Origin of the sequence: Vibrio sp. AH4 (assembly GCF_030710545.1) — a bacterium.
GTDB classification, from domain to species: Bacteria; Pseudomonadota; Gammaproteobacteria; order Enterobacterales; family Vibrionaceae; genus Vibrio; species Vibrio metoecus.
Window position 1 is genome coordinate 1,222,263 of the sequence record NZ_JALAIV010000001.1, and the last position, 19,095, is coordinate 1,241,357.

A 19,095-nucleotide genomic window follows, 5' to 3' on the forward strand; every position below is an offset into this window, starting at 1 on the left:
GTTAAGTAAGGCCAAACACTAAATTAATTTGAATTTTTTGAAAAAACTGAAAAGTTTTGGAAAAAACCTGAAGAAGACAACGGAGAATATTCCATGCCACGTCGTCGCGTCATTGGTCAGCGTAAGATCCTTCCAGATCCAAAGTTCAAATCTGAACTGCTGGCAAAATTCGTTAACATCCTTATGGTTGACGGTAAAAAATCTACTGCAGAGAAAATTGTTTACACTGCACTAGACACTATGGCTGAGAAGTCTGGTAAAGACCACTTAGCTGTTTTTGAAGAAGCTCTTGAAAATGTTCGCCCAGCGGTAGAAGTTAAATCTCGCCGTGTAGGTGGTTCAACTTACCAAGTGCCAGTTGAAGTACGTCCAGTACGTCGTAATGCTCTGGCAATGCGTTGGTTGGTTGAAGCTGCGCGTAAGCGTGGTGAAAAATCTATGGCTGCTCGTCTGGCTGCTGAAATGCTGGATGCGGCTGAAAACAAAGGTTCTGCTGTTAAGAAACGTGAAGACGTTCACCGTATGGCAGAAGCGAACAAAGCGTTCGCTCATTACCGCTGGTAATACCTTCTGTGCTGCGAGGTTCTCTCGCAGCACATTTCTATTTTCTAAGGTTGACCTTAGTAAGAGGATACAATCGTGGCTCGTAAAACTCCTATTGAGCGCTACCGTAACATCGGTATCTGTGCTCACGTAGATGCAGGAAAAACAACCACTACTGAGCGTATTCTGTTCTACACTGGCCTCTCTCACAAAATCGGCGAAGTTCACGACGGTGCTGCGACTATGGACTGGATGGTCCAAGAGCAAGAGCGTGGTATTACCATTACCTCTGCGGCTACCACCACCTTCTGGCGTGGTATGGAAGCGCAATTCCAAGAACATCGCATCAACATCATTGATACCCCTGGACACGTTGACTTTACGATCGAAGTAGAGCGTTCACTTCGTGTGCTTGATGGTGCAGTGGTCGTATTCTGTGGCACATCAGGTGTTGAACCTCAGTCTGAAACCGTTTGGCGCCAAGCTGACAAATACGGCGTTCCACGCATGGTATTCGTTAACAAAATGGACCGTGCCGGTGCAGATTTCTTACGCGTAGTAGGCCAAATTAAACATCGTCTTGGTGCGAACCCTGTTCCTATCCAACTCAACATTGGTGCAGAAGAAGAGTTCAAAGGTGTCATCGACCTTATCAAGATGAAAGCCATCAACTGGAATGAAGCCGATCAAGGCATGAGCTTCACTTATGAAGAAATTCCTGCGGATATGCTTGAGCTTGCCCAAGAGTGGCGTAACCACCTTGTGGAAGCAGCTGCCGAAGCCAGTGAAGAGTTGATGGAAAAATACCTTGAAGATGGTGAACTTAGCGAAGTAGAGATCAAACAAGCTCTGCGTCAGCGCACCATCAATAACGAAATTGTTCTCGCAGCTTGTGGTAGTGCGTTTAAGAACAAGGGCGTACAAGCGGTACTGGATGCGGTGATTGAGTTTCTTCCATCACCGACGGATGTTCCTGCAATCAAAGGTATTGATGAACGAGAAAACCATGTTGAGCGTCACGCTGACGACAACGAACCGTTTTCTTCACTCGCGTTTAAGATTGCTACCGATCCTTTTGTTGGCACACTGACTTTTATTCGCGTCTACTCTGGAGTGGTTAACTCGGGTGATGCGGTTTACAACTCAGTGAAGCAAAAGAAAGAGCGCTTTGGCCGTATCGTACAGATGCATGCTAACAAGCGTGATGAAATCAAAGAAATTCGTGCGGGCGACATCGCAGCGGCTATCGGCCTGAAAGATGTCACTACGGGCGATACTTTGTGTGATCCGAATCATGTTGTGATTCTGGAGCGCATGGAGTTCCCTGAACCAGTTATTCAGATCGCTGTAGAGCCTCGCTCTAAGGCCGATCAGGAAAAAATGGGCATTGCTCTAGGTAAACTAGCGGCAGAAGACCCATCATTCCGCGTAGAGACTGACGCTGAAACGGGTCAAACGCTGATTTCTGGTATGGGTGAACTTCACCTAGATATTATCGTCGATCGCATGAAACGTGAGTTTGGTGTCGATTGTAACGTAGGTAAACCTCAGGTGGCTTACCGTGAAACCATTCGTGGTAAATCGGAAGTGGAAGGTAAGTTCGTTCGTCAGTCTGGTGGTCGTGGTCAATATGGTCACGTTTGGCTGAAAATTGAACCTGCTGAGCCTGGTCAAGGGTTTGTCTTCGTTGACGCAATCGCGGGTGGTGTGATTCCAAAAGAATTTATCAACCCAGTTGCGAAAGGTATCGAGGAGCAAATGAACAACGGTGTGTTAGCGGGCTATCCAGTATTGGATGTCAAAGCAACCCTGTTTGATGGTTCATTCCACGATGTCGACTCCAGCGAAATGGCGTTTAAAATCGCTGGTTCTATGGCATTCAAGAAAGGTGCGCTTGAAGCGCAACCTGTTCTTCTTGAGCCGCTAATGAAAGTTGAAATAACCACTCCAGAAGATTGGATGGGTGATGTAGTGGGTGACCTAAACCGTCGTCGCGGCATCATCGAAGGTATGGATGAAGGCCCTGCTGGACTGAAAATTATCCACGCTAAAGTGCCACTTTCTGAGATGTTTGGTTATGCAACTGACCTGCGTTCTGCAACACAAGGTCGTGCTTCTTACTCTATGGAGTTTGCTGAGTACGCTGATGTGCCGAAAAATATTGCCGATGCAATTATCGCAGAACGTGGTTAACCGTTGTTGGTTAATAACGAATCTATTGCGCTAACGTGAGTTGGCGCATAAAATAGCAATTTCTGGCGCGCCTTGGGTATAGTTTACCCAAAGCGAATCATAACTAGGAAGGAACACGATCGTGTCTAAAGAAAAATTTGAACGTACGAAACCGCACGTAAACGTTGGTACTATCGGCCACGTTGACCACGGTAAAACAACTCTAACCGCAGCTATCTGTACTGTACTTGCAAAAGTATACGGCGGTAAAGCTCGTGACTTCGCGTCAATCGACAACGCACCAGAAGAGCGTGAGCGTGGTATTACAATCAATACTTCTCACGTAGAGTACGATACTCCAAACCGTCACTACGCACACGTAGACTGTCCAGGACACGCGGATTATGTTAAGAACATGATCACTGGTGCTGCACAGATGGACGGCGGTATCCTAGTTGTAGCGGCAACTGACGGTCCAATGCCACAAACTCGTGAGCACATCCTGCTGGGTCGCCAGGTAGGTATTCCTTACATCATCGTATTCATGAACAAATGTGACATGGTTGACGATGAAGAGCTTCTAGAGCTGGTTGAGATGGAAGTTCGTGAGCTGCTGTCTGAGTACGATTTCCCAGGTGATGACCTGCCAGTAATCCAAGGTTCAGCACTAGGCGCGCTAAACGGCGAAGCACAGTGGGAAGCGAAGATTGTTGAACTAGCAGAAGCACTGGATTCATACATTCCAGAGCCAGAGCGTGCAGTAGACATGGCATTCCTGATGCCAATCGAAGACGTATTCTCAATCCAAGGTCGTGGTACAGTAGTAACTGGCCGTATCGAGCGCGGCATCCTGAAAGTGGGTGACGAAGTTGCGATCGTAGGTATCAAAGACACAGTAAAAACTACCTGTACAGGTGTAGAGATGTTCCGTAAGCTGCTTGACGAAGGTCGTGCAGGTGAGAACGTTGGTGCACTACTACGTGGTACTAAGCGTGAAGAAGTAGAGCGTGGTCAAGTACTGGCGAAGCCAGGTTCAATCACACCACACACTAAGTTCGAATCAGAAGTATACGTACTGTCAAAAGACGAAGGTGGCCGTCATACTCCATTCTTCAAAGGTTACCGTCCACAGTTCTACTTCCGTACAACTGACGTAACAGGCAGCATCGAGCTTCCAGAAGGCGTAGAAATGGTAATGCCAGGCGACAACATCAAGATGGTTGTAGACCTGATTGCGCCAATCGCGATGGACGAAGGTCTACGCTTCGCTATCCGTGAAGGTGGCCGTACTGTAGGTGCTGGTGTTGTAGCTAAGATCATCGCTTAATCGCGTTTATCTTGCCGCGCAATGCTGCATCGAAAAAGGGGAGCTTCGGCTTCCCTTTTTCATTTTTAGTTATAAGGATTTTCACCTATCTTTGCTGTTGCCACTTCTTTCCGTTTATAGCTAAAACAACCTATTAGTTTCAATAAAAGGCAGTGAACCGCCGTCTTCTTCCATCTCTTACCGACATGGCCACCTCTCCTGTTATTTTTCTTATAACCATACGATCTGAATAAAATAGCAAACGCAATAGAAATGGGAGTGATTCTCCTTTATATTTTCAGCGTCGATACGTTGAGGTTGTTTTATGTACGTCTGTTTGTGTCATGGTGTCTCAGACAAAAAAATCAAGAGATTGGTTGCGGAGCAAGGGATAACGGATATCAAAGGCATTAAACGCTGTACTGCACTGGGTTCACAGTGCGGTAAGTGTGTACGCCAAGCTAAAGAGATCATCGAAGCGTCGCTGAGCTGTCAGTTTAAAATGGCCAGTTAGTGATCAACATGTTTTGACTCTCTTCTAATCAGTTCTACAGTTAATAGAACCAAAGAGGAGGGCTCTGCTATGAAAGGTGATCCGGTTATTATTCAACATCTCAACAAAGTGCTTGCTAATGAGTTAATTGCTATCAACCAATATTTTCTGCATGCACGTATGTACAAGGACTGGGGCTTAAAACATCTGGCTGATAAGGAATATCATGAATCGATTGATGAGATGAAACACGCGGATCATCTTGTCGAGCGCATTTTATTTCTTGAGGGCATTCCTAACTTGCAAGATCTCGGCAAGTTGATGATTGGTGAAGACGTACAAGAGATGCTGGAGTGTGATCTCAAACTTGAGTTGGCCGCCATTCCCGATTTGAAAGAGGCAATTGCTTACGCCGAAAAAGTGCGTGACTACGTATCGCGAGATCTATTTCATGGCATCTTGGAAGATGAAGAAGAGCATGTTGATTGGTTAGAAACTCAACTCGGACTTATTGACATGACAGGTATTCAAAATTACTTACAAGCTCAGTTTGTAGATGAAGAATAGTGTGAACCACTGAGGTGTAGTATCACAAGGCAGGACGCGGCTTATCTGCCTTGTGCGTTTCCAGTTTATCCCAGAGAATTCCCTTGCTAAAGCTGCTTCCTTTCTGTACTATTCCCGCTCCTTAATTCTCGGTCAATTATCATTAGTTCCTTGCTTCCTCTGGATGACCGGGCCAACTCTGGAAGCTGAATAATCCGTAAGGAGCAAATAATGCGTCATTACGAAATCGTATTCATGGTGCACCCAGATCAAAGCGAGCAAGTTGCTGGCATGATCGAACGTTACACTGGCTCAATCACTGAAGCGGGCGGTAAAATCCACCGTCTAGAAGATTGGGGTCGCCGTCAACTGGCTTACCCAATCAACAAGCTGCACAAAGCTCACTACGTTCTGATGAACGTTGAAGCTGACCAAGCAGTCGTTGATGAGCTAGAAACTGCTTTCCGTTTCAACGATGCAGTTCTACGTAACATGATCATGCGTACTAAAGCTGCTATCACTGAACCTTCAATCATGCTGAAAGCTCGTGAAGAGCGTGTAAAGCGTGACGAAGTGAAATTCGACGCAGACGTTGAGTAATGGTTTGATGACCAATCGAATCGAGTTGAGCGGCATTGTCGCAAAAGCTCCGGTTCGAAGCCAAAGTCCATCGGGTGTTAAACATTGCCATTTTTGGCTAGAGCATCGCTCTACGATGGTAGAAGCTGACCTTCCGCGACAAGTTTTTTGTCGGTTACCGGTGGTGGTGAGTGGGGCTAGGTCAGAGGCATTAACTCAAAATTTAGTACAAGGCAGTAGCATTTTGGTAAGCGGTTTTGTGGCTTACCAAACCAGCCGAAATGGCGTAGGTAAATTAGTGCTGCATGCCGACAAAATTTCTCAAATATAGATCAGGAGATAGCCCATGGCTCGTTTCTTCCGTCGTCGTAAATTCTGCCGTTTTACTGCAGAAGGCGTACAAGAGATTGATTACAAAGACGTAGCAACTCTCAAGAACTACATCACTGAAGCTGGTAAAATCGTTCCTAGCCGTATCACTGGTACAAGCGCTAAATATCAGCGTCAGCTAGCTCGTGCAATCAAACGCGCTCGCTACCTAGCTCTACTGCCGTACACTGACAAGCATCAGTAATCGGCACCGTTTATTAAGAAAGAGGATTAAGCAATGCAAGTTATTCTACTTGATAAAATCGGTAACCTAGGCAGCCTTGGCGATACAGTAAACGTTAAATCTGGTTACGCTCGTAACTTCCTTATCCCACAAGGTAAGGCAGTAATGGCAACTAAAGCTAACGTTGCAATGTTTGAAAGCCGTCGTGCAGAGCTGGAAGCAAAAGTTGCTGAGCAACTGACTGCTGCTCAAACTCGTGCTGACCAAGTTAACGCTCTGGAAGCAGTTGTTATTGCTTCTAAAGCTGGTGACGAAGGTAAACTGTTCGGTTCTATCGGTACTCGTGATATCGCTGATGCAATCACTGCAGCTGGCGTTAAAGTATCTAAGAGCGAAGTTCGCCTGCCTGAAGGCGCTCTGCGCAACGTTGGTGAATTCGAAGTTAGCGTTCAACTTCACTCTGAAGTTTTCGCAACTGCGAAAGTACAAGTTGTTGCTGAGTAATTTCAGTTACTGACGAATATGAAAACACCAGCTTCGGCTGGTGTTTTTTTATGGGTTAAAACTGGAAGGATAGATTGACCGATAAAACGCTGTCTGCTTTGCTTAAGCCTTCAGGTACACGGTTGTGATACTGACGAGACTGGCGAATTTTTAATGCGATATTTTCTGTGATTTTGTTTGTTAGACTGATGTCGCTATCAACGCTGGTATTACTTTCCCCTGAGACTAACGTTAGTTCGGCGGCGAAACGTAAGTTGGTTAACGCTTGCCATTCACTTTTCAAATTACCACGGAAGATCGGTTCATCGACTTGGTCGGGGAACACGATATCATCATCATCGATTTCATCCTGATTCGGCTTTTGGTAGCGAAAACCAGGACCTAATTCGAGTTCGAGCACCCAATCCTCAGTGTAGGCAAACTGGTAGCCGAGACCTGCAGAAAGTGTGTAATCTTTAAAGTAGGCGCTATAACGAGAATCGGTACCATAGAAACTGCCATACAAATAGGTTTTCGGGCCAAGTTTATAGTCACTTTGTAAGGCGTAAGTCGATTGGCGCTTATCTTCTTTGTTGTTTTTATCGAGCTTATAGAACTTCCATTCACCATAGGTACGGTGACGCCCTAAGGTATATTCGGATTTGACTCTGGAATTGAGGGACTGTGAGTCACTATTTCCCGTATGTGCTTGATAGCCAAACTCGACCTGATGACTCCAAGGTGAAGGTAATGAAATGTCATCCTTTTGTTCCATCTGTTCATCGGCGAGTGCAGGAACGCAGAGCAATAGGCCAGCCCAAGTTAAGCATTTGCGAAACACAACCACCTCATTCATTTTTAGGGTGGCGGCATAGTAAAAACTCTCTACCTTGCTTGGGTCAACCCTAGGTCAATTCTGGTTAGGCTGCGCACAAACTTTCGTTGCTTTAATTACAAATCACGGATTCTCGTTATAATGGCGGACATTCAAAAGTTACTTAAAGCGAAGTCATGGCAGATCCACGTACTGATAATCGAAACCGTAAAACTTCCGACGCACAAGTTGATGCAATTAAACTCCCACCGCACTCGTTAGAAGCTGAGCAATCTGTTATTGGCGGCTTGCTGCTGGATAATGAACGCTGGGATACGGTTTCAGAACACGTGGTGACGCAGGACTTCTACAGCCGACCGCATCGATTGATTTTCGATGGTGTGAAATCGATTTTGGAAGCGAGTAAGCCGCTCGATTTAATCACACTGTCGGAATACCTTGAGCAGCGTGAACAACTGGAAGATGTTGGTGGCTTTGCCTATTTGGCCGATTTAGCCAAGAACACCCCGAGTGCTGCGAATATCAATGCTTATGCAGAGATTGTGGCAGAGCGTGCGTTGGTACGTAACCTGATCGGTGTAGCAAACGAGATTGCGGATGCGGGATACGATCCGCAGGGGCGTAATGCCGAAGACCTGCTTGATCTGGCGGAAAGTAAAGTGTTTGCGATTGCGGAAGCGCGTACCAGTGAAAACGAGGGCCCGAAAAACGTCGATAGCATTTTGGAGCGTACCTTAGAGCGGATTGAGCTGCTGTACAAAACGCCACAAGATGGGGTGACAGGGGTGAATACTGGCTTTACTGATCTCAATAAGAAAACCGCAGGTTTACAAGGTTCCGATTTGATCATTGTTGCGGCGCGTCCTTCTATGGGTAAAACCACGTTCGCAATGAACCTGTGTGAAAATGCGGCAATGGAGCAAGAGAAGCCAGTGCTGATCTTCTCTCTGGAGATGCCCGCCGAACAGATCATGATGCGTATGCTCGCCTCGTTATCACGCGTTGATCAAACCAAAATTCGTACCGGCCAGCTGGATGATGAGGATTGGGCGCGTATCTCTTCCACCATGGGGATCCTCATGGAGAAAAAGAATATGTATATCGACGACAGCTCTGGCCTAACTCCCACCGAAGTTCGCTCGCGTGCACGACGCATTGCGCGTGAACACGGCGGCTTGTCTCTTATCATGGTCGACTATTTACAGTTAATGCGCGTTCCAGCGCTAACCGATAACCGTACCCTAGAAATTGCTGAGATTTCTCGTTCATTGAAAGCCTTGGCCAAAGAGTTGAATGTGCCAGTGGTGGCATTGTCGCAGTTGAACCGTTCTTTGGAGCAGCGTGCGGATAAACGCCCAGTTAACTCGGATTTGCGTGAATCGGGCTCTATCGAGCAGGACGCGGACTTGATCATGTTTATCTATCGTGATGAGGTTTATCACCCAGACAGTGCACTGAAAGGTACGGCAGAAATCATTATCGGTAAACAGCGTAACGGTCCGATAGGTTCGGTACGTTTAACTTTCCAGGGACAATATTCTCGTTTCGACAACTATGCGGGACCTGCATTTGACGATGAGTAATTCGATGAACTATATGAAGGCGGCTACCGCCTACATTAATTTGGATGCGTTGCAGCACAACTTGCAGCGCGTTAAGCAACAAGCTCCAGACAGTAAAATTATGGCCGTGGTCAAAGCCAATGGTTATGGTCATGGCCTGCGCCATATCGCGCGTTATGCGATGGGTGCCGATGCTTTCGGTGTCGCACGAATTGAAGAAGCATTGCAACTGCGTGCCAGTGGTGTCGTTAAACCTATTTTGTTGTTAGAAGGCTTCTATTCACCGGGAGATCTACCGGTTCTGGTGACCAATAACATTCAAACCGTTGTGCATTGTGAGGAGCAGCTGCAAGCGCTCGAACAAACTCAGCTTGAAACACCCGTGATGGTATGGTTGAAAATTGATAGCGGAATGCATCGCTTAGGGGTTCGTCCAGAACAATATCAAGACTTCGTCACGCGTTTACACCAGTGTGATAACGTGGCGAAACCGCTGCGTTACATGAGCCACTTTGGCTGTGCTGATGAGTTAGATAAATCGACCACAGCAGCACAAACTGAGCTGTTCTTATCATTGACTCAAGGCTGTCAGGGTGAGCGTTCTCTGGCTGCGTCAGCTGGGTTGCTAGCTTGGCCGCAAAGCCAGCTGGAATGGGTGAGGCCGGGTATTATCATGTACGGCGTTTCACCGTTTGCGGAAAAGAGTGCCGCCCAATTGGGTTACCAGCCGGTCATGACATTGAAATCACACTTGATTGCAGTGCGTGATGTGAAAGCGGGAGAGAGCGTTGGCTATGGTGGTACTTGGACCAGTCAACGTGATACCAAAATTGGCGTGATTGCGATTGGTTATGGTGATGGCTATCCACGTACCGCGCCGAATGGAACGCCAGTGGTGGTCAATGGTCGCCGTGTGCCGATTGCGGGACGCGTGTCGATGGATATGCTGACCGTCGATTTAGGGCCAGAGGCGAGCGACTGTGTTGGCGATGAAGCCATGCTGTGGGGAGGAGAGCTCCCCGTAGAAGAAGTGGCCGCTCATATCGGCACGCTTGGGTATGAGTTAGTCACTAAACTCACGTCGCGAGTGGAAATGTCCTATTCAGGAGCAGGCATTTAACCTGCTTATTTATGGCCTCACTCACCGTCTACTCAAATGGCGGTGAGTGAACCTCTTGGTTATTCATTCACCCTGAATCGTGGCGATTATCCTCCTTGCTCCGCCATGATCCCTATGCTCACCCAGATAGATTCCCTGCCAAGTTCCTAACGCCAGTCGACCATTGCAAATCGGTATGCACACACTGCACCCTAATAATGACGCTTTAATGTGTGCGGGCATATCATCATCGCCTTCGTAAATATGTCGGTAATAAGATGCACCTTCAGGAACCATGTGATTGAAATGGGCTTCCATATCCTGACGAACCGTGGGATCGGCATTTTCGTTGATGGTGAGGCTAGCGGAAGTATGTTGCACAAATAAATGTAGCAAACCGACATTTAACGCTTTTATCTGCGGTAATTGTTGTTCAATTTCATCAGTAATGAGATGGAACCCGCGCAAACGCGGTCTTAATTGGATGGGTTGCTGCTGCCACATTGCGCTAGCTCCTTAAGTATATTGGCAAAGTGAATGTTTAAGGGTAAGGTGAGCGACTTAGATTACCAGACAAAAATGAGTTGTGGTCGGTGTTTACGTGACCTATCGCAAAGTGGGTGCAAATGAGTTCGCTCATAATGATGCACTGAAAATTAATTACATGTATTTCCCACGCGGAAAACTCATTTTTAACCTATTCTTTTTGCTTAAATCGGGGATTTCATCCGCAGCGTTATGTCTGCATCGAGATGAAATAAAACCACAGTAACATCGGGATAGATGCCATGTTGAAAAATATCAATCCAACACAAACTCAAGCTTGGAAAGCGCTGACTGCGCATTTTGAATCCGCTCAGGATATGGACCTCAAAGCACTTTTTGCGCAAGACAGCGAGCGTTTTGCCAAATACTCTGCACGCTTTGGTCTGGACATTCTGGTCGATTATTCGAAAAACCTTGTGAATGCGGAAACCATGCAACACCTGTTTGCGTTGGCCAAAGAAACGGATCTGCAATCTGCCATCACCGCGATGTTTAAAGGTGATGCGATCAACCAAACCGAAGATCGTGCGGTACTGCACACCGCGTTACGTAATCGTAGCAATTCACCTGTGCTGGTGAACGGTGAAGATGTGATGCCAGCTGTGAACGCTGTACTGGCTAAAATGAAAGCCTTCTCTGAGCGTGTGATTGGCGGTGAGTGGAAAGGTTTCACCGGCAAAGCGATTACGGATGTCGTGAATATCGGTATCGGTGGTTCTGACCTTGGTCCATACATGGTGACCGAAGCGTTGGTACCTTATAAGAACCATCTGACCATGCATTTTGTGTCCAACGTTGATGGTACACACATGGCGGAGACACTGAAAAAAGTGGATCCTGAAACCACGCTATTCCTTGTGGCTTCCAAAACTTTCACCACCCAAGAGACCATGACTAACGCGCACACGGCACGTGATTGGTTCTTGAAAGCGGCGGGTGATGAAGCTCATGTTGCCAAGCATTTTGCTGCGCTATCAACCAACGGTAAAGCGGTCGCTGAGTTTGGCATCGACACTGAGAACATGTTCGAATTTTGGGATTGGGTTGGTGGTCGCTATTCACTGTGGTCTGCGATCGGTCTTTCTATCATTCTGTCTATCGGTTACGACAACTTTGTTGAACTGTTGGCGGGTGCGCATGAAATGGATCAGCATTTTGTGAATACACCGTTTGAAAGCAATATTCCGGTGATTTTGGCGCTGATTGGTATTTGGTATAACAACTTCCACGGTGCAGAATCTGAAGCGATCCTGCCTTACGATCAATACCTGCATCGCTTTGCTGCTTACTTCCAACAAGGCAACATGGAATCGAATGGTAAGTACGTTGACCGTGATGGCAACCCAGTAACTTACCAAACGGGTCCGATTATTTGGGGTGAACCAGGTACTAACGGCCAGCACGCGTTCTACCAGCTGATTCACCAAGGTACTAAACTGATCCCGTGCGATTTCATTGCTCCAGCGCTCAGTCATAACGTAGTGAGCGATCACCACCAAAAACTGATGTCTAACTTCTTTGCCCAGACGGAAGCTCTAGCCTTTGGTAAATCAGCGCAAGCGGTACAAGCTGAATTAGAAAAAGCGGGTAAGTCGGCGGCAGAAATCGCAGCGTTAGTGCCATTCAAAGTGTTTGAAGGCAATCGTCCAACCAACTCGATTCTGGTCAAGCAAATTACACCACGCACACTGGGTAACTTGATTGCGATGTACGAACACAAAATCTTCGTACAAGGTGTGATTTGGAATATCTTCAGTTTCGACCAATGGGGTGTTGAGCTAGGCAAGCAGCTGGCGAACAAGATCCTACCTGAATTGGCGGATAATGCCGATGTGAATTCGCATGACAGTTCTACCAACGGTTTGATCAATGCATTTAAAGCCTTTCGCGCTTAATGCATTGACCTAAAACGTTGGATACTAAGGCCTTACTTTTACGTAGGGCCTTTTTGTTATTTCTAAACTGGGCTTCTGTTTGTTTCACTGCAATCGAAAGTTCATTTTTTCACGGTACTTGGTCATAAAACAGACACGTGGCCGCGTTTAACTGGTGTTATCGCTAGGGTGATAGGGCTTCTTCTGTATGCCAGAAACGACTATTCAGACTAAAACGCGAACATCTCAACGTAAGGTGTCTCAACAGAATGCTGTTCAGCATTATCGTTCACAACTCGATCAACGCATCAGAAGGTCGGCTCAATTTCGGTCGGGTAGAGTGATGAATGCCATGCCCAGTATCGCTAGCCATCAATCATGGTGGGAAGTGACATGGAGCTATTTAGGCGGGAGATCACAGCTTAAACCTTGCAGTGAGCTGCCTTTCTTACCAATCAATTCCCACCTATTGCAAACCTGTAGTGATGACTTACGAGTGACTTGGCTTGGCCATTCCAGCTTGTTTATTGAGTTGGATGGCGTAAGAGTTATGACCGATCCAGTCTTTGACTACGCCTCTCCGTGGCTCGCGAAAGCATGGTTTAAGCGTAATATGCGGAATGGTGATACACGTGAACAACTGCCTCTACCCGATATCATTTTGATTTCCCATGATCACTATGATCATCTTGAGCAAACGAGTATCGAATATTATGCCACTCAGCCAGTGACATTTTATGTACCCTTAGGTGTTGGTGGTCATTTAATTCGCTGGGGAGTGACACCTGAAAAGATCATTGAGTTTGATTGGTGGGAGAGCTTTCAATTTCGCGGTATAGCGTTTATCTGTACGCCAGCTAATCATAATTCAGGTCGTTACTACTTAGACCGCAATGCCACCTTATGGTGTTCATGGCTGATCAAAAGTAGTGAGACAAACCTGTTTTTCAGTGGTGATACGGCTTATGACGAGCACTTTGCGCAGATAGCTGCGCGATATGGACCGATTGATTTGGCCTGTTTAGAAGTCGCGGCCGATGTAAAAGGGCAAAAAGGTTACCCAGTAGAAAATTGGGGGCACATGCAAGCGTCACAGACTGTACAAGCTTTTCACGATTTAAAAGCTAGAAAGTTGATGCCGATCCATTGGGCAACCTACGAACTGTTTACCCATCGGTGGGATGAACCGATGGAGGATCTTCTCAAGCATTGTGAAGCTGAAGAGATTGAATTATTAACCCCCATGGTTGGAGAAACTCTCACTATCGCTCAGGTCACGACTACCGATCGTTGGTGGCAAGGATTAAAGACTCTGCAAGAGGATATGAGTCTGCATTGGGAGCTGGGGTTTGCTTGTTCGCTATTACTGCTATTAATGGTGGTGTAGGTCAGATAAAACAAAACCGGACATGATAGGTCCGGTTTTGTTTTATCAACGTCGATAAATCAGAGAACTTTGCTTATAAACGCTGTGATAAAGCGAATTTGAGACACCGAATTACTCGAAGCAGATTTCGATGAACGCATTTCCCCAAGGCGATGAGAATGGCATGATGATGATCGCGCCTTCACACTTGTGGCGAATGGTGTGTCCTCGGCCGGATACGACCACTGGGGTTGCCATATCAAAATCGAAGCCGCTTTCAGCCAAAATTCGCTTAGCTCCACCCGTTACCATGTTGGTAATTTCACCCACCATATCCGTAACTTCTTCGTTAAGACCATTCGGGCGTTCGCCAAGCATATTCTGCATAATTTCCAGAGCTAGGCTTTCATCAAAGGTGATTGACATTGAGCCACGTGTTGTTGGGCCGATCATACCAATCAGGCCGGAAACATCGCCGCGAGCAATTTCGTCTTTTTTGATCCGTGGTTTTTGAGGCTTCAACTCAAGGGAAGCCATGGTTTTCAACACGTTCATTAAAGACGCTAAAAACGGGTTTACAAATTCAGCGCGCATAACCTTCTTCTATTGTTGCTTCTTCTCTTTTGAGAGACAGGTTTGACAAACCCCATGTGATTCAATGACATGATTGCTTATCGTAAAACCGTGTTTCTCCGCGTTACTTGCCAGCAAGGCTACCAGACTATCATCCCGAGATTCAATGACGTTACCGCACTGGTCACAAATCAATAGATGTGAAAAGTGTTTATGGGCGTTACATGAACAGCAAGATATAAAACTGTTCGTTGACTCCACTCGGTGAATAAAGCCTTGCTCTAGCAAAAAATCCAGTGCTCGATATACAGTCGGAGGTTTTGCTTGTGGTTCACTTTTTTTAAGATCTTCCAACAGCTCGTAGGCACTCGATGAGCGCTTACTTGCACAAATCAACTCAAATACAGTTTTACGCTGTGAGGTGAGCCGAACCCCTCTGGCTGCACATATTTCTTCTATTTGCTTTGTTAGCTTGTTGTCCAAAACTATCACCATCACTGTTGGACTTTAGTAATAATATACTATGTAGAGATGAATATCGTTGAGACGCTAAATAAAATCCACATGAAACTGGGTGGTTGATAAAGTCATCCCGTTGAATAGGCGTAAATTACCTTATCTGGTGCAAAAACGATACCGCTAAGCCTGGTTACTTGAAGCGAGTGTGTCATCCGTAACACTGTTGAACATATTACGTATGCTGCGATGGGGTGATCATTCGCTCTATATCAGATTATCGAACAAAGATTAGCGCTCAAGCACAGATACGATTAAAATGCCGGACTTTGATTTTTCGCCACCGTGCGGTGGTTGTTTTTGACTGAAATGGGGACGTTCACCTATGACTCACTCATGCAGACTCTCAGTTGCTCCGATGCTCGATTGGACCGACCGCCACTGCCGTTACTTTCACCGTTTGCTCTCTTCGCAAACTCTTTTGTATACCGAAATGGTCACGACAGGGGCAATCATTCATGGTCGTGGTGATTTTCTGGCTTATAACCAAGAAGAGCACCCTGTCGCGTTGCAATTTGGTGGTTCTAATCCTAAGGATTTGGCGCATTGTGCAAAATTAGCGCAAGAGCGTGGCTATGATGAAATTAACCTGAATGTGGGCTGCCCTTCAGATCGTGTGCAGAATGGTCGTTTTGGTGCTTGTTTAATGGCTGAGCCTGACTTAGTGGCAGAATGTGTGGCGACTATGCGCTCGGTCGTCGATATTCCGGTGACAGTAAAAACGCGTATCGGCATTGATGATCAAGATTCCTATGAATTTTTAACTCAGTTTATTGCGACAGTGGCTGAGAAAGGTGGCTGTGATCAATTTACCATTCATGCGCGTAAAGCTTGGTTAAGTGGTCTGAGCCCAAAAGAAAACCGTGAAATTCCGCCTTTGGATTATTCAAGAGCATACCAAATCAAACGTGATTTTCCGCACTTAACCATTGCAGTTAACGGTGGGGTGAAGAGCTTGGAAGAAGCGAAACTGCATCTGCAATATCTTGATGGTGTGATGATTGGGCGTGAGGCATATCAAAACCCTTATTTGCTTGCGGAAGTCGATCAGCAGATTTTCGGTTTAGAGATGCCTGTGAAAAAACGTTCGCAAGTGATCCATGAAATGCTGCCGTATATTGAGCGCGAGTTGTCTCAAGGTACGCATCTTGGTCATATGACTCGACATATATTAGGACTGTTCCAAAATATGCCGGGTGCACGTCAATGGCGACGTCATATTAGTGAAAATGCGCATAAACAAGGTGCAGGGTTGGAAGTGGTCGAGCAAGCTTTGGCCAAAATTCCGTATCAAGAGCTTGGGGTGTAAAAAACACCGCATTTTAGCGAAATTCACACTGTTCTCTTGTGAGCCAATGGGTATTGAACCGATTGGCTTTATTTTTATGTGAATAATCATTTGGTTAGTTATTTTATATGGTTGGCGCGAAAACTGCTTATTAATCATGAATCGACAAGAGGAGTGCTCACGATGTTTGAATTGATCTTTATTTTGGTATTTGCCGCTACACTATTGGTCACGGGGATCACCTTACTTAGCGTATTCGGTGCCATGGCGTTGGCCTTCTTGATCATGGCGCTGTTTGGCATGCTGGGTATCGTATTGAAATTGCTGCCATGGCTATTGATTGTCTTGCTGGTGGTCTGGCTGATGCGTGATAAAGTGAGCCCTTCACGTCGGTAATGACAAAACCCTTCGTCGTTTTTCGGTTTGTGTTACCATCATCCACCTTAAAATCATTGAATCCCAATATAACGGAGCATAGCTCATGAACCGAACTGCATCGGTGGCGTTGGTCACTGCATTGATGATCTCACCTTTATCCGCTTTTGCCGCTGGGTCATTCTATACTGCATCAGTGGGTGCAGATATGTGGTTGGCGAGCACGAAAATTGACAACACTCGTCGTGATGATGCCAATGCCCCAACACTCTATATAGCGTTTGAACATGATTTTCCCTATTTGCCGAATGCAAGCTTGCGCTATACCAATTTAGAAGCGGATTTTGCCTCGTTCGATAAATACGATTACACCTTTTACTACCAAGTGTTGGATCGTGAATTGATGAAGTTTGATGCGGGTATCACGCTGACTCAGTACGCGAATAGTAACTATCGAGCGCCTGATGCTCGTCGCTACGATTTTGATCAAACGACGTTTAACTGGTACGCGAGTGCAGAAATTGCTATTCCTCATACTCCATTTGATGTGATTGGCCAATTTGATTTTGGCAATAACAGCGATCTGAAGTCGTCAGATGTGGTTGCCGGATTGCAATATCACTTACCGATTCGTGCTGGTGAATTAGCCTTTAAAGCCGGTTATCGTGTCGTGGATCTCGAATTTACTGAACTTGCCAAGCAGTCGGCGGACGTAAAACAGTCTTTCGTGTTTGCTGATGGTTGGTTTCTTGGCGCGCAATTTAGCTTTTAATTGATATTCTCAATATTGCGTTTGTTGCAAATCAATACGTTTTAAATGGGCCACAAGTTGGCTCATTTTTGCTATTTGGACCATGCTTAGCTTTATTGATTAAGCCAAGGATGGTCAATCATGACAATTTCTGAGTTAAGAGAGCTATACCAGACCCAACAATTGGTGGAAGCGATTATAGAGCCCTCTTTCCAAGAGGGGTGATCCGCCCCAGCAGTTTTGGACACTGAGTTAAGTGAGTACAATCACTAACGAGGTGAACAATGACAACTAAGAAAACTAGAATTAAACATTCCCCTGAATTTAAAGCAGAAGCCCTGAAGTTAGCAGATAAAGTGGGAGTAGCTGCGACAGCAAGACAGCTTTCTTTACACGAATCTCAAATCTACGGGTGGCGGAAGAACTCGAAGAAAGACACCAGTACTAGTCAGCGAGAGCAAGAGCTAGCCGCAGAGGTTGCCAAGCTCAAAAGGCAGTTGGCTGAGCAAGCAGAAGAGCTAGAAATTGTAAAAAAGGCCGCCACCTACTTCGCGAAGAATCTAAAGTAGATTGCTACGAGTTTATGCTCGAACACCTGCTGTGCTTCAGTATAGTGCGTATGGCTAAGGTGTTCGGGATATCCCGAAGTGGGTTTTATTACTGGATTAAGCATCGACACAACGCCATCCAACGTGAGGCTATTCGCCAACAGCTTGATACAAAAGTTAAAGAAGCTTTCGCCAACAGCAAAGGCCGAGATGGCTCAAGGCGTATCCAAAAAGAACTGTCTGAGAGCGGTGATAGCTACAATGTTAAAACCATTGCTGCCAGTATGAAGCGTCAAGATTTAACGCCGAAAGCGGCACGCAAGTTTAAGTGCACTACGGACAGCAAGCATCAAATGCCTGTTGCTCCAAACCTGTTGGCTCAGAACTTTAGCGCATCTGCTCCGAATGAAAAATGGGCTGGAGACATCACCTATATAGCGACAAGCGAAGGCTGGCTGTACTTGGCGGTAATTATTGACCTTTACTCAAGACAAGTAATTGGATGGTCTATGGATACCAGAATGACGGCTACGCTGGTCTGTGATGCGCTATCAATGGCGATGTTCCGTCGCGGATTCCCCGAGCAGGTTATCGTTCATAGTGATCGAGGTAGTCAGTACTGCTCAAAAGATTATCGAGATCTCATAACTGCTTATAATCTAGAACAAAGTATGAGTAGGAAAGGAAATTGCTGGGACAATGCTTGTGTTGAGAGCTTCTTCCATTCTATGAAAGTGGAAGCGATCCAATATGAGCCGATTATGACGAGAGACCAGATGCGCCAAACGATCTTCGAGTATATAGAGGTTGATTATAATCGGATGAGAAGGCACAGTGCTCTTGGGTATCTAAGCCCAGTTAACTTTGAACAACAAAATGTCGCTTAATGAAGTGTCCAGTCTGGCTGGAGCAGATCAGGGGAATGGATTGTTGAATTTCGTCATCAGATGGGGGGCTTTGTATTACTCACGGATGAAAAAGGTGAAGAGTGCCGCTATGTTGATTTGGATAGCGCTTCACAATCGGCAATGGCCGTGGGATTTCGTCAAGTGCGTGTCGAGCAACACTAAGTAAAGGTTTAAGTCTA

General features: G+C 46.0%; 22 protein-coding genes and 1 pseudogene. 19 read left to right on the plus strand and 4 right to left on the minus strand.

The features are described 5' to 3' along the window. Nucleotides 1–93: 93 nt before the first annotated feature. The 9 genes from rpsG to rplI all read left to right on the plus strand — a co-directional run bounded on the left by rpsG (nt 94) and on the right by rplI (nt 6,696). Nucleotides 94–564 carry a 30S ribosomal protein S7 gene (gene rpsG / locus MKA69_RS05835; protein ID WP_001138050.1) on the plus strand — a complete coding sequence of 157 codons (471 nt, stop codon included), beginning with the start codon at nt 94–96 and terminating at the stop codon, nt 562–564. Between the two features lie 75 nt (nt 565–639). Then, a complete protein-coding gene (fusA, locus tag MKA69_RS05840; protein WP_055034024.1) occupies nt 640–2,736 on the plus strand; it encodes an elongation factor G in 2,097 nt (698 codons plus the stop codon). Between the two features lie 121 nt (nt 2,737–2,857). Further along, nucleotides 2,858–4,042, plus strand: a complete 1,185-nt coding sequence (gene tuf / locus MKA69_RS05845; RefSeq protein WP_000031640.1) for an elongation factor Tu — start codon at nt 2,858–2,860, stop codon at nt 4,040–4,042. Between the two features lie 304 nt (nt 4,043–4,346). Then, a complete protein-coding gene (locus tag MKA69_RS05850) occupies nt 4,347–4,535 on the plus strand; it encodes a (2Fe-2S)-binding protein (RefSeq protein WP_000289077.1) in 189 nt (62 codons plus the stop codon). Nucleotides 4,536–4,604: 69 nt separating this feature from the next. After that, nucleotides 4,605–5,081: a bacterioferritin gene (bfr, locus tag MKA69_RS05855; protein ID WP_000675501.1), complete on the plus strand. Its 477-nt coding sequence runs from the start codon at nt 4,605–4,607 to the stop codon at nt 5,079–5,081. A gap of 210 nt (nt 5,082–5,291) precedes the next feature. After that, complete coding sequence (rpsF, locus tag MKA69_RS05860) at nt 5,292–5,660, plus strand: 30S ribosomal protein S6 (protein WP_001216670.1); 369 nt, start codon at nt 5,292–5,294, stop codon at nt 5,658–5,660. 7 nt (nt 5,661–5,667) lie between these two features. Continuing rightward, the gene (priB, locus tag MKA69_RS05865) at nt 5,668–5,970 is read left to right on the plus strand and encodes a primosomal replication protein N (protein ID WP_000184779.1); all 303 of its coding nucleotides are present in this window, start codon (nt 5,668–5,670) and stop codon (nt 5,968–5,970) included. Between the two features lie 15 nt (nt 5,971–5,985). Next, the gene (gene rpsR / locus MKA69_RS05870) at nt 5,986–6,213 is read left to right on the plus strand and encodes a 30S ribosomal protein S18 (protein WP_000090471.1); all 228 of its coding nucleotides are present in this window, start codon (nt 5,986–5,988) and stop codon (nt 6,211–6,213) included. A 33-nt stretch (nt 6,214–6,246) separates the two neighbouring features. After that, on the plus strand, nt 6,247–6,696 hold the full coding sequence (gene rplI, locus MKA69_RS05875; RefSeq protein ID WP_001196056.1) for a 50S ribosomal protein L9: 450 nt from the start codon (nt 6,247–6,249) through the stop codon (nt 6,694–6,696). Nucleotides 6,697–6,751: 55 nt separating this feature from the next. On the opposite strand, the gene MKA69_RS05880 is transcribed toward rplI, so the two are convergent. After that, nucleotides 6,752–7,516 carry a DUF481 domain-containing protein gene (locus MKA69_RS05880; protein WP_170938062.1) on the minus strand — a complete coding sequence of 255 codons (765 nt, stop codon included), beginning with the start codon at nt 7,514–7,516 and terminating at the stop codon, nt 6,752–6,754. A 170-nt stretch (nt 7,517–7,686) separates the two neighbouring features. Between MKA69_RS05880 and MKA69_RS05885 the strand changes: the two genes are divergently transcribed. Both MKA69_RS05885 and alr read left to right on the plus strand, forming a co-directional pair. After that, nucleotides 7,687–9,093 (plus strand): replicative DNA helicase, encoded by a 1,407-nt coding sequence (locus MKA69_RS05885; protein ID WP_000774913.1) that lies wholly within the window; start codon nt 7,687–7,689, stop codon nt 9,091–9,093. Nucleotides 9,094–9,106: 13 nt separating this feature from the next. Further along, entirely contained in the window at nt 9,107–10,192 is a 1,086-nt protein-coding gene (alr, locus tag MKA69_RS05890; RefSeq protein WP_055028391.1) for an alanine racemase, read from the plus strand. Between the two features lie 63 nt (nt 10,193–10,255). Here alr and MKA69_RS05895 read toward each other — a convergent pair whose 3' ends face one another. Further along, nucleotides 10,256–10,675 (minus strand): secondary thiamine-phosphate synthase enzyme YjbQ, encoded by a 420-nt coding sequence (locus MKA69_RS05895; protein WP_305847669.1) that lies wholly within the window; start codon nt 10,673–10,675, stop codon nt 10,256–10,258. Between the two features lie 284 nt (nt 10,676–10,959). On the opposite strand from MKA69_RS05895, the gene pgi reads away from it, so the two are divergent. Further along, complete coding sequence (gene pgi, locus MKA69_RS05900; protein ID WP_305847670.1) at nt 10,960–12,612, plus strand: glucose-6-phosphate isomerase; 1,653 nt, start codon at nt 10,960–10,962, stop codon at nt 12,610–12,612. Nucleotides 12,613–12,799: 187 nt separating this feature from the next. Next, the gene (locus tag MKA69_RS05905) at nt 12,800–13,978 is read left to right on the plus strand and encodes an MBL fold metallo-hydrolase (RefSeq protein WP_305847671.1); all 1,179 of its coding nucleotides are present in this window, start codon (nt 12,800–12,802) and stop codon (nt 13,976–13,978) included. 111 nt (nt 13,979–14,089) lie between these two features. Here the strand turns inward: MKA69_RS05905 and MKA69_RS05910 are convergent, their stop codons facing one another. Further along, nucleotides 14,090–14,551, minus strand: coding sequence for a chemotaxis protein CheX (locus MKA69_RS05910; protein WP_001200950.1), 462 nt, complete (start codon nt 14,549–14,551; stop codon nt 14,090–14,092). 9 nt (nt 14,552–14,560) lie between these two features. Continuing rightward, nucleotides 14,561–15,025 (minus strand): zinc uptake transcriptional repressor Zur, encoded by a 465-nt coding sequence (gene zur / locus MKA69_RS05915; RefSeq protein WP_032469759.1) that lies wholly within the window; start codon nt 15,023–15,025, stop codon nt 14,561–14,563. Between the two features lie 346 nt (nt 15,026–15,371). Between zur and dusA the strand changes: the two genes are divergently transcribed. The 6 genes and pseudogenes from dusA (at nt 15,372) to MKA69_RS05945 (ending at nt 19,078) form a co-directional block, all read left to right on the plus strand. Beyond that, nucleotides 15,372–16,355: a tRNA dihydrouridine(20/20a) synthase DusA gene (gene dusA / locus MKA69_RS05920; protein WP_305847672.1), complete on the plus strand. Its 984-nt coding sequence runs from the start codon at nt 15,372–15,374 to the stop codon at nt 16,353–16,355. Nucleotides 16,356–16,517: 162 nt separating this feature from the next. Further along, complete coding sequence (gene pspG / locus MKA69_RS05925; RefSeq protein ID WP_000462390.1) at nt 16,518–16,730, plus strand: envelope stress response protein PspG; 213 nt, start codon at nt 16,518–16,520, stop codon at nt 16,728–16,730. An 85-nt stretch (nt 16,731–16,815) separates the two neighbouring features. Further along, on the plus strand, nt 16,816–17,481 hold the full coding sequence (locus MKA69_RS05930) for a TIGR04219 family outer membrane beta-barrel protein (protein ID WP_055030530.1): 666 nt from the start codon (nt 16,816–16,818) through the stop codon (nt 17,479–17,481). Next, nucleotides 17,447–17,595: pseudogene (locus tag MKA69_RS05935) on the plus strand (Fe3+ hydroxamate ABC transporter substrate-binding protein); the annotation flags it as partial. The gene MKA69_RS05930 and the pseudogene MKA69_RS05935, both read left to right, overlap by 35 nt. 149 nt (nt 17,596–17,744) lie before the next feature. Next, a protein-coding gene (locus MKA69_RS05940) for an IS3 family transposase (RefSeq protein WP_305847673.1) occupies nt 17,745–18,895 on the plus strand; the annotation gives its coding sequence in 2 pieces (ribosomal slippage) (nt 17,745–17,988 and nt 17,988–18,895; 1,152 coding nt in all). Nucleotides 18,896–18,934: 39 nt separating this feature from the next. Beyond that, nucleotides 18,935–19,078, plus strand: a complete 144-nt coding sequence (locus MKA69_RS05945; RefSeq protein WP_305848229.1) for a thymidylate kinase — start codon at nt 18,935–18,937, stop codon at nt 19,076–19,078. The last annotated feature ends 17 nt before the right edge of the window (nt 19,079–19,095 follow it).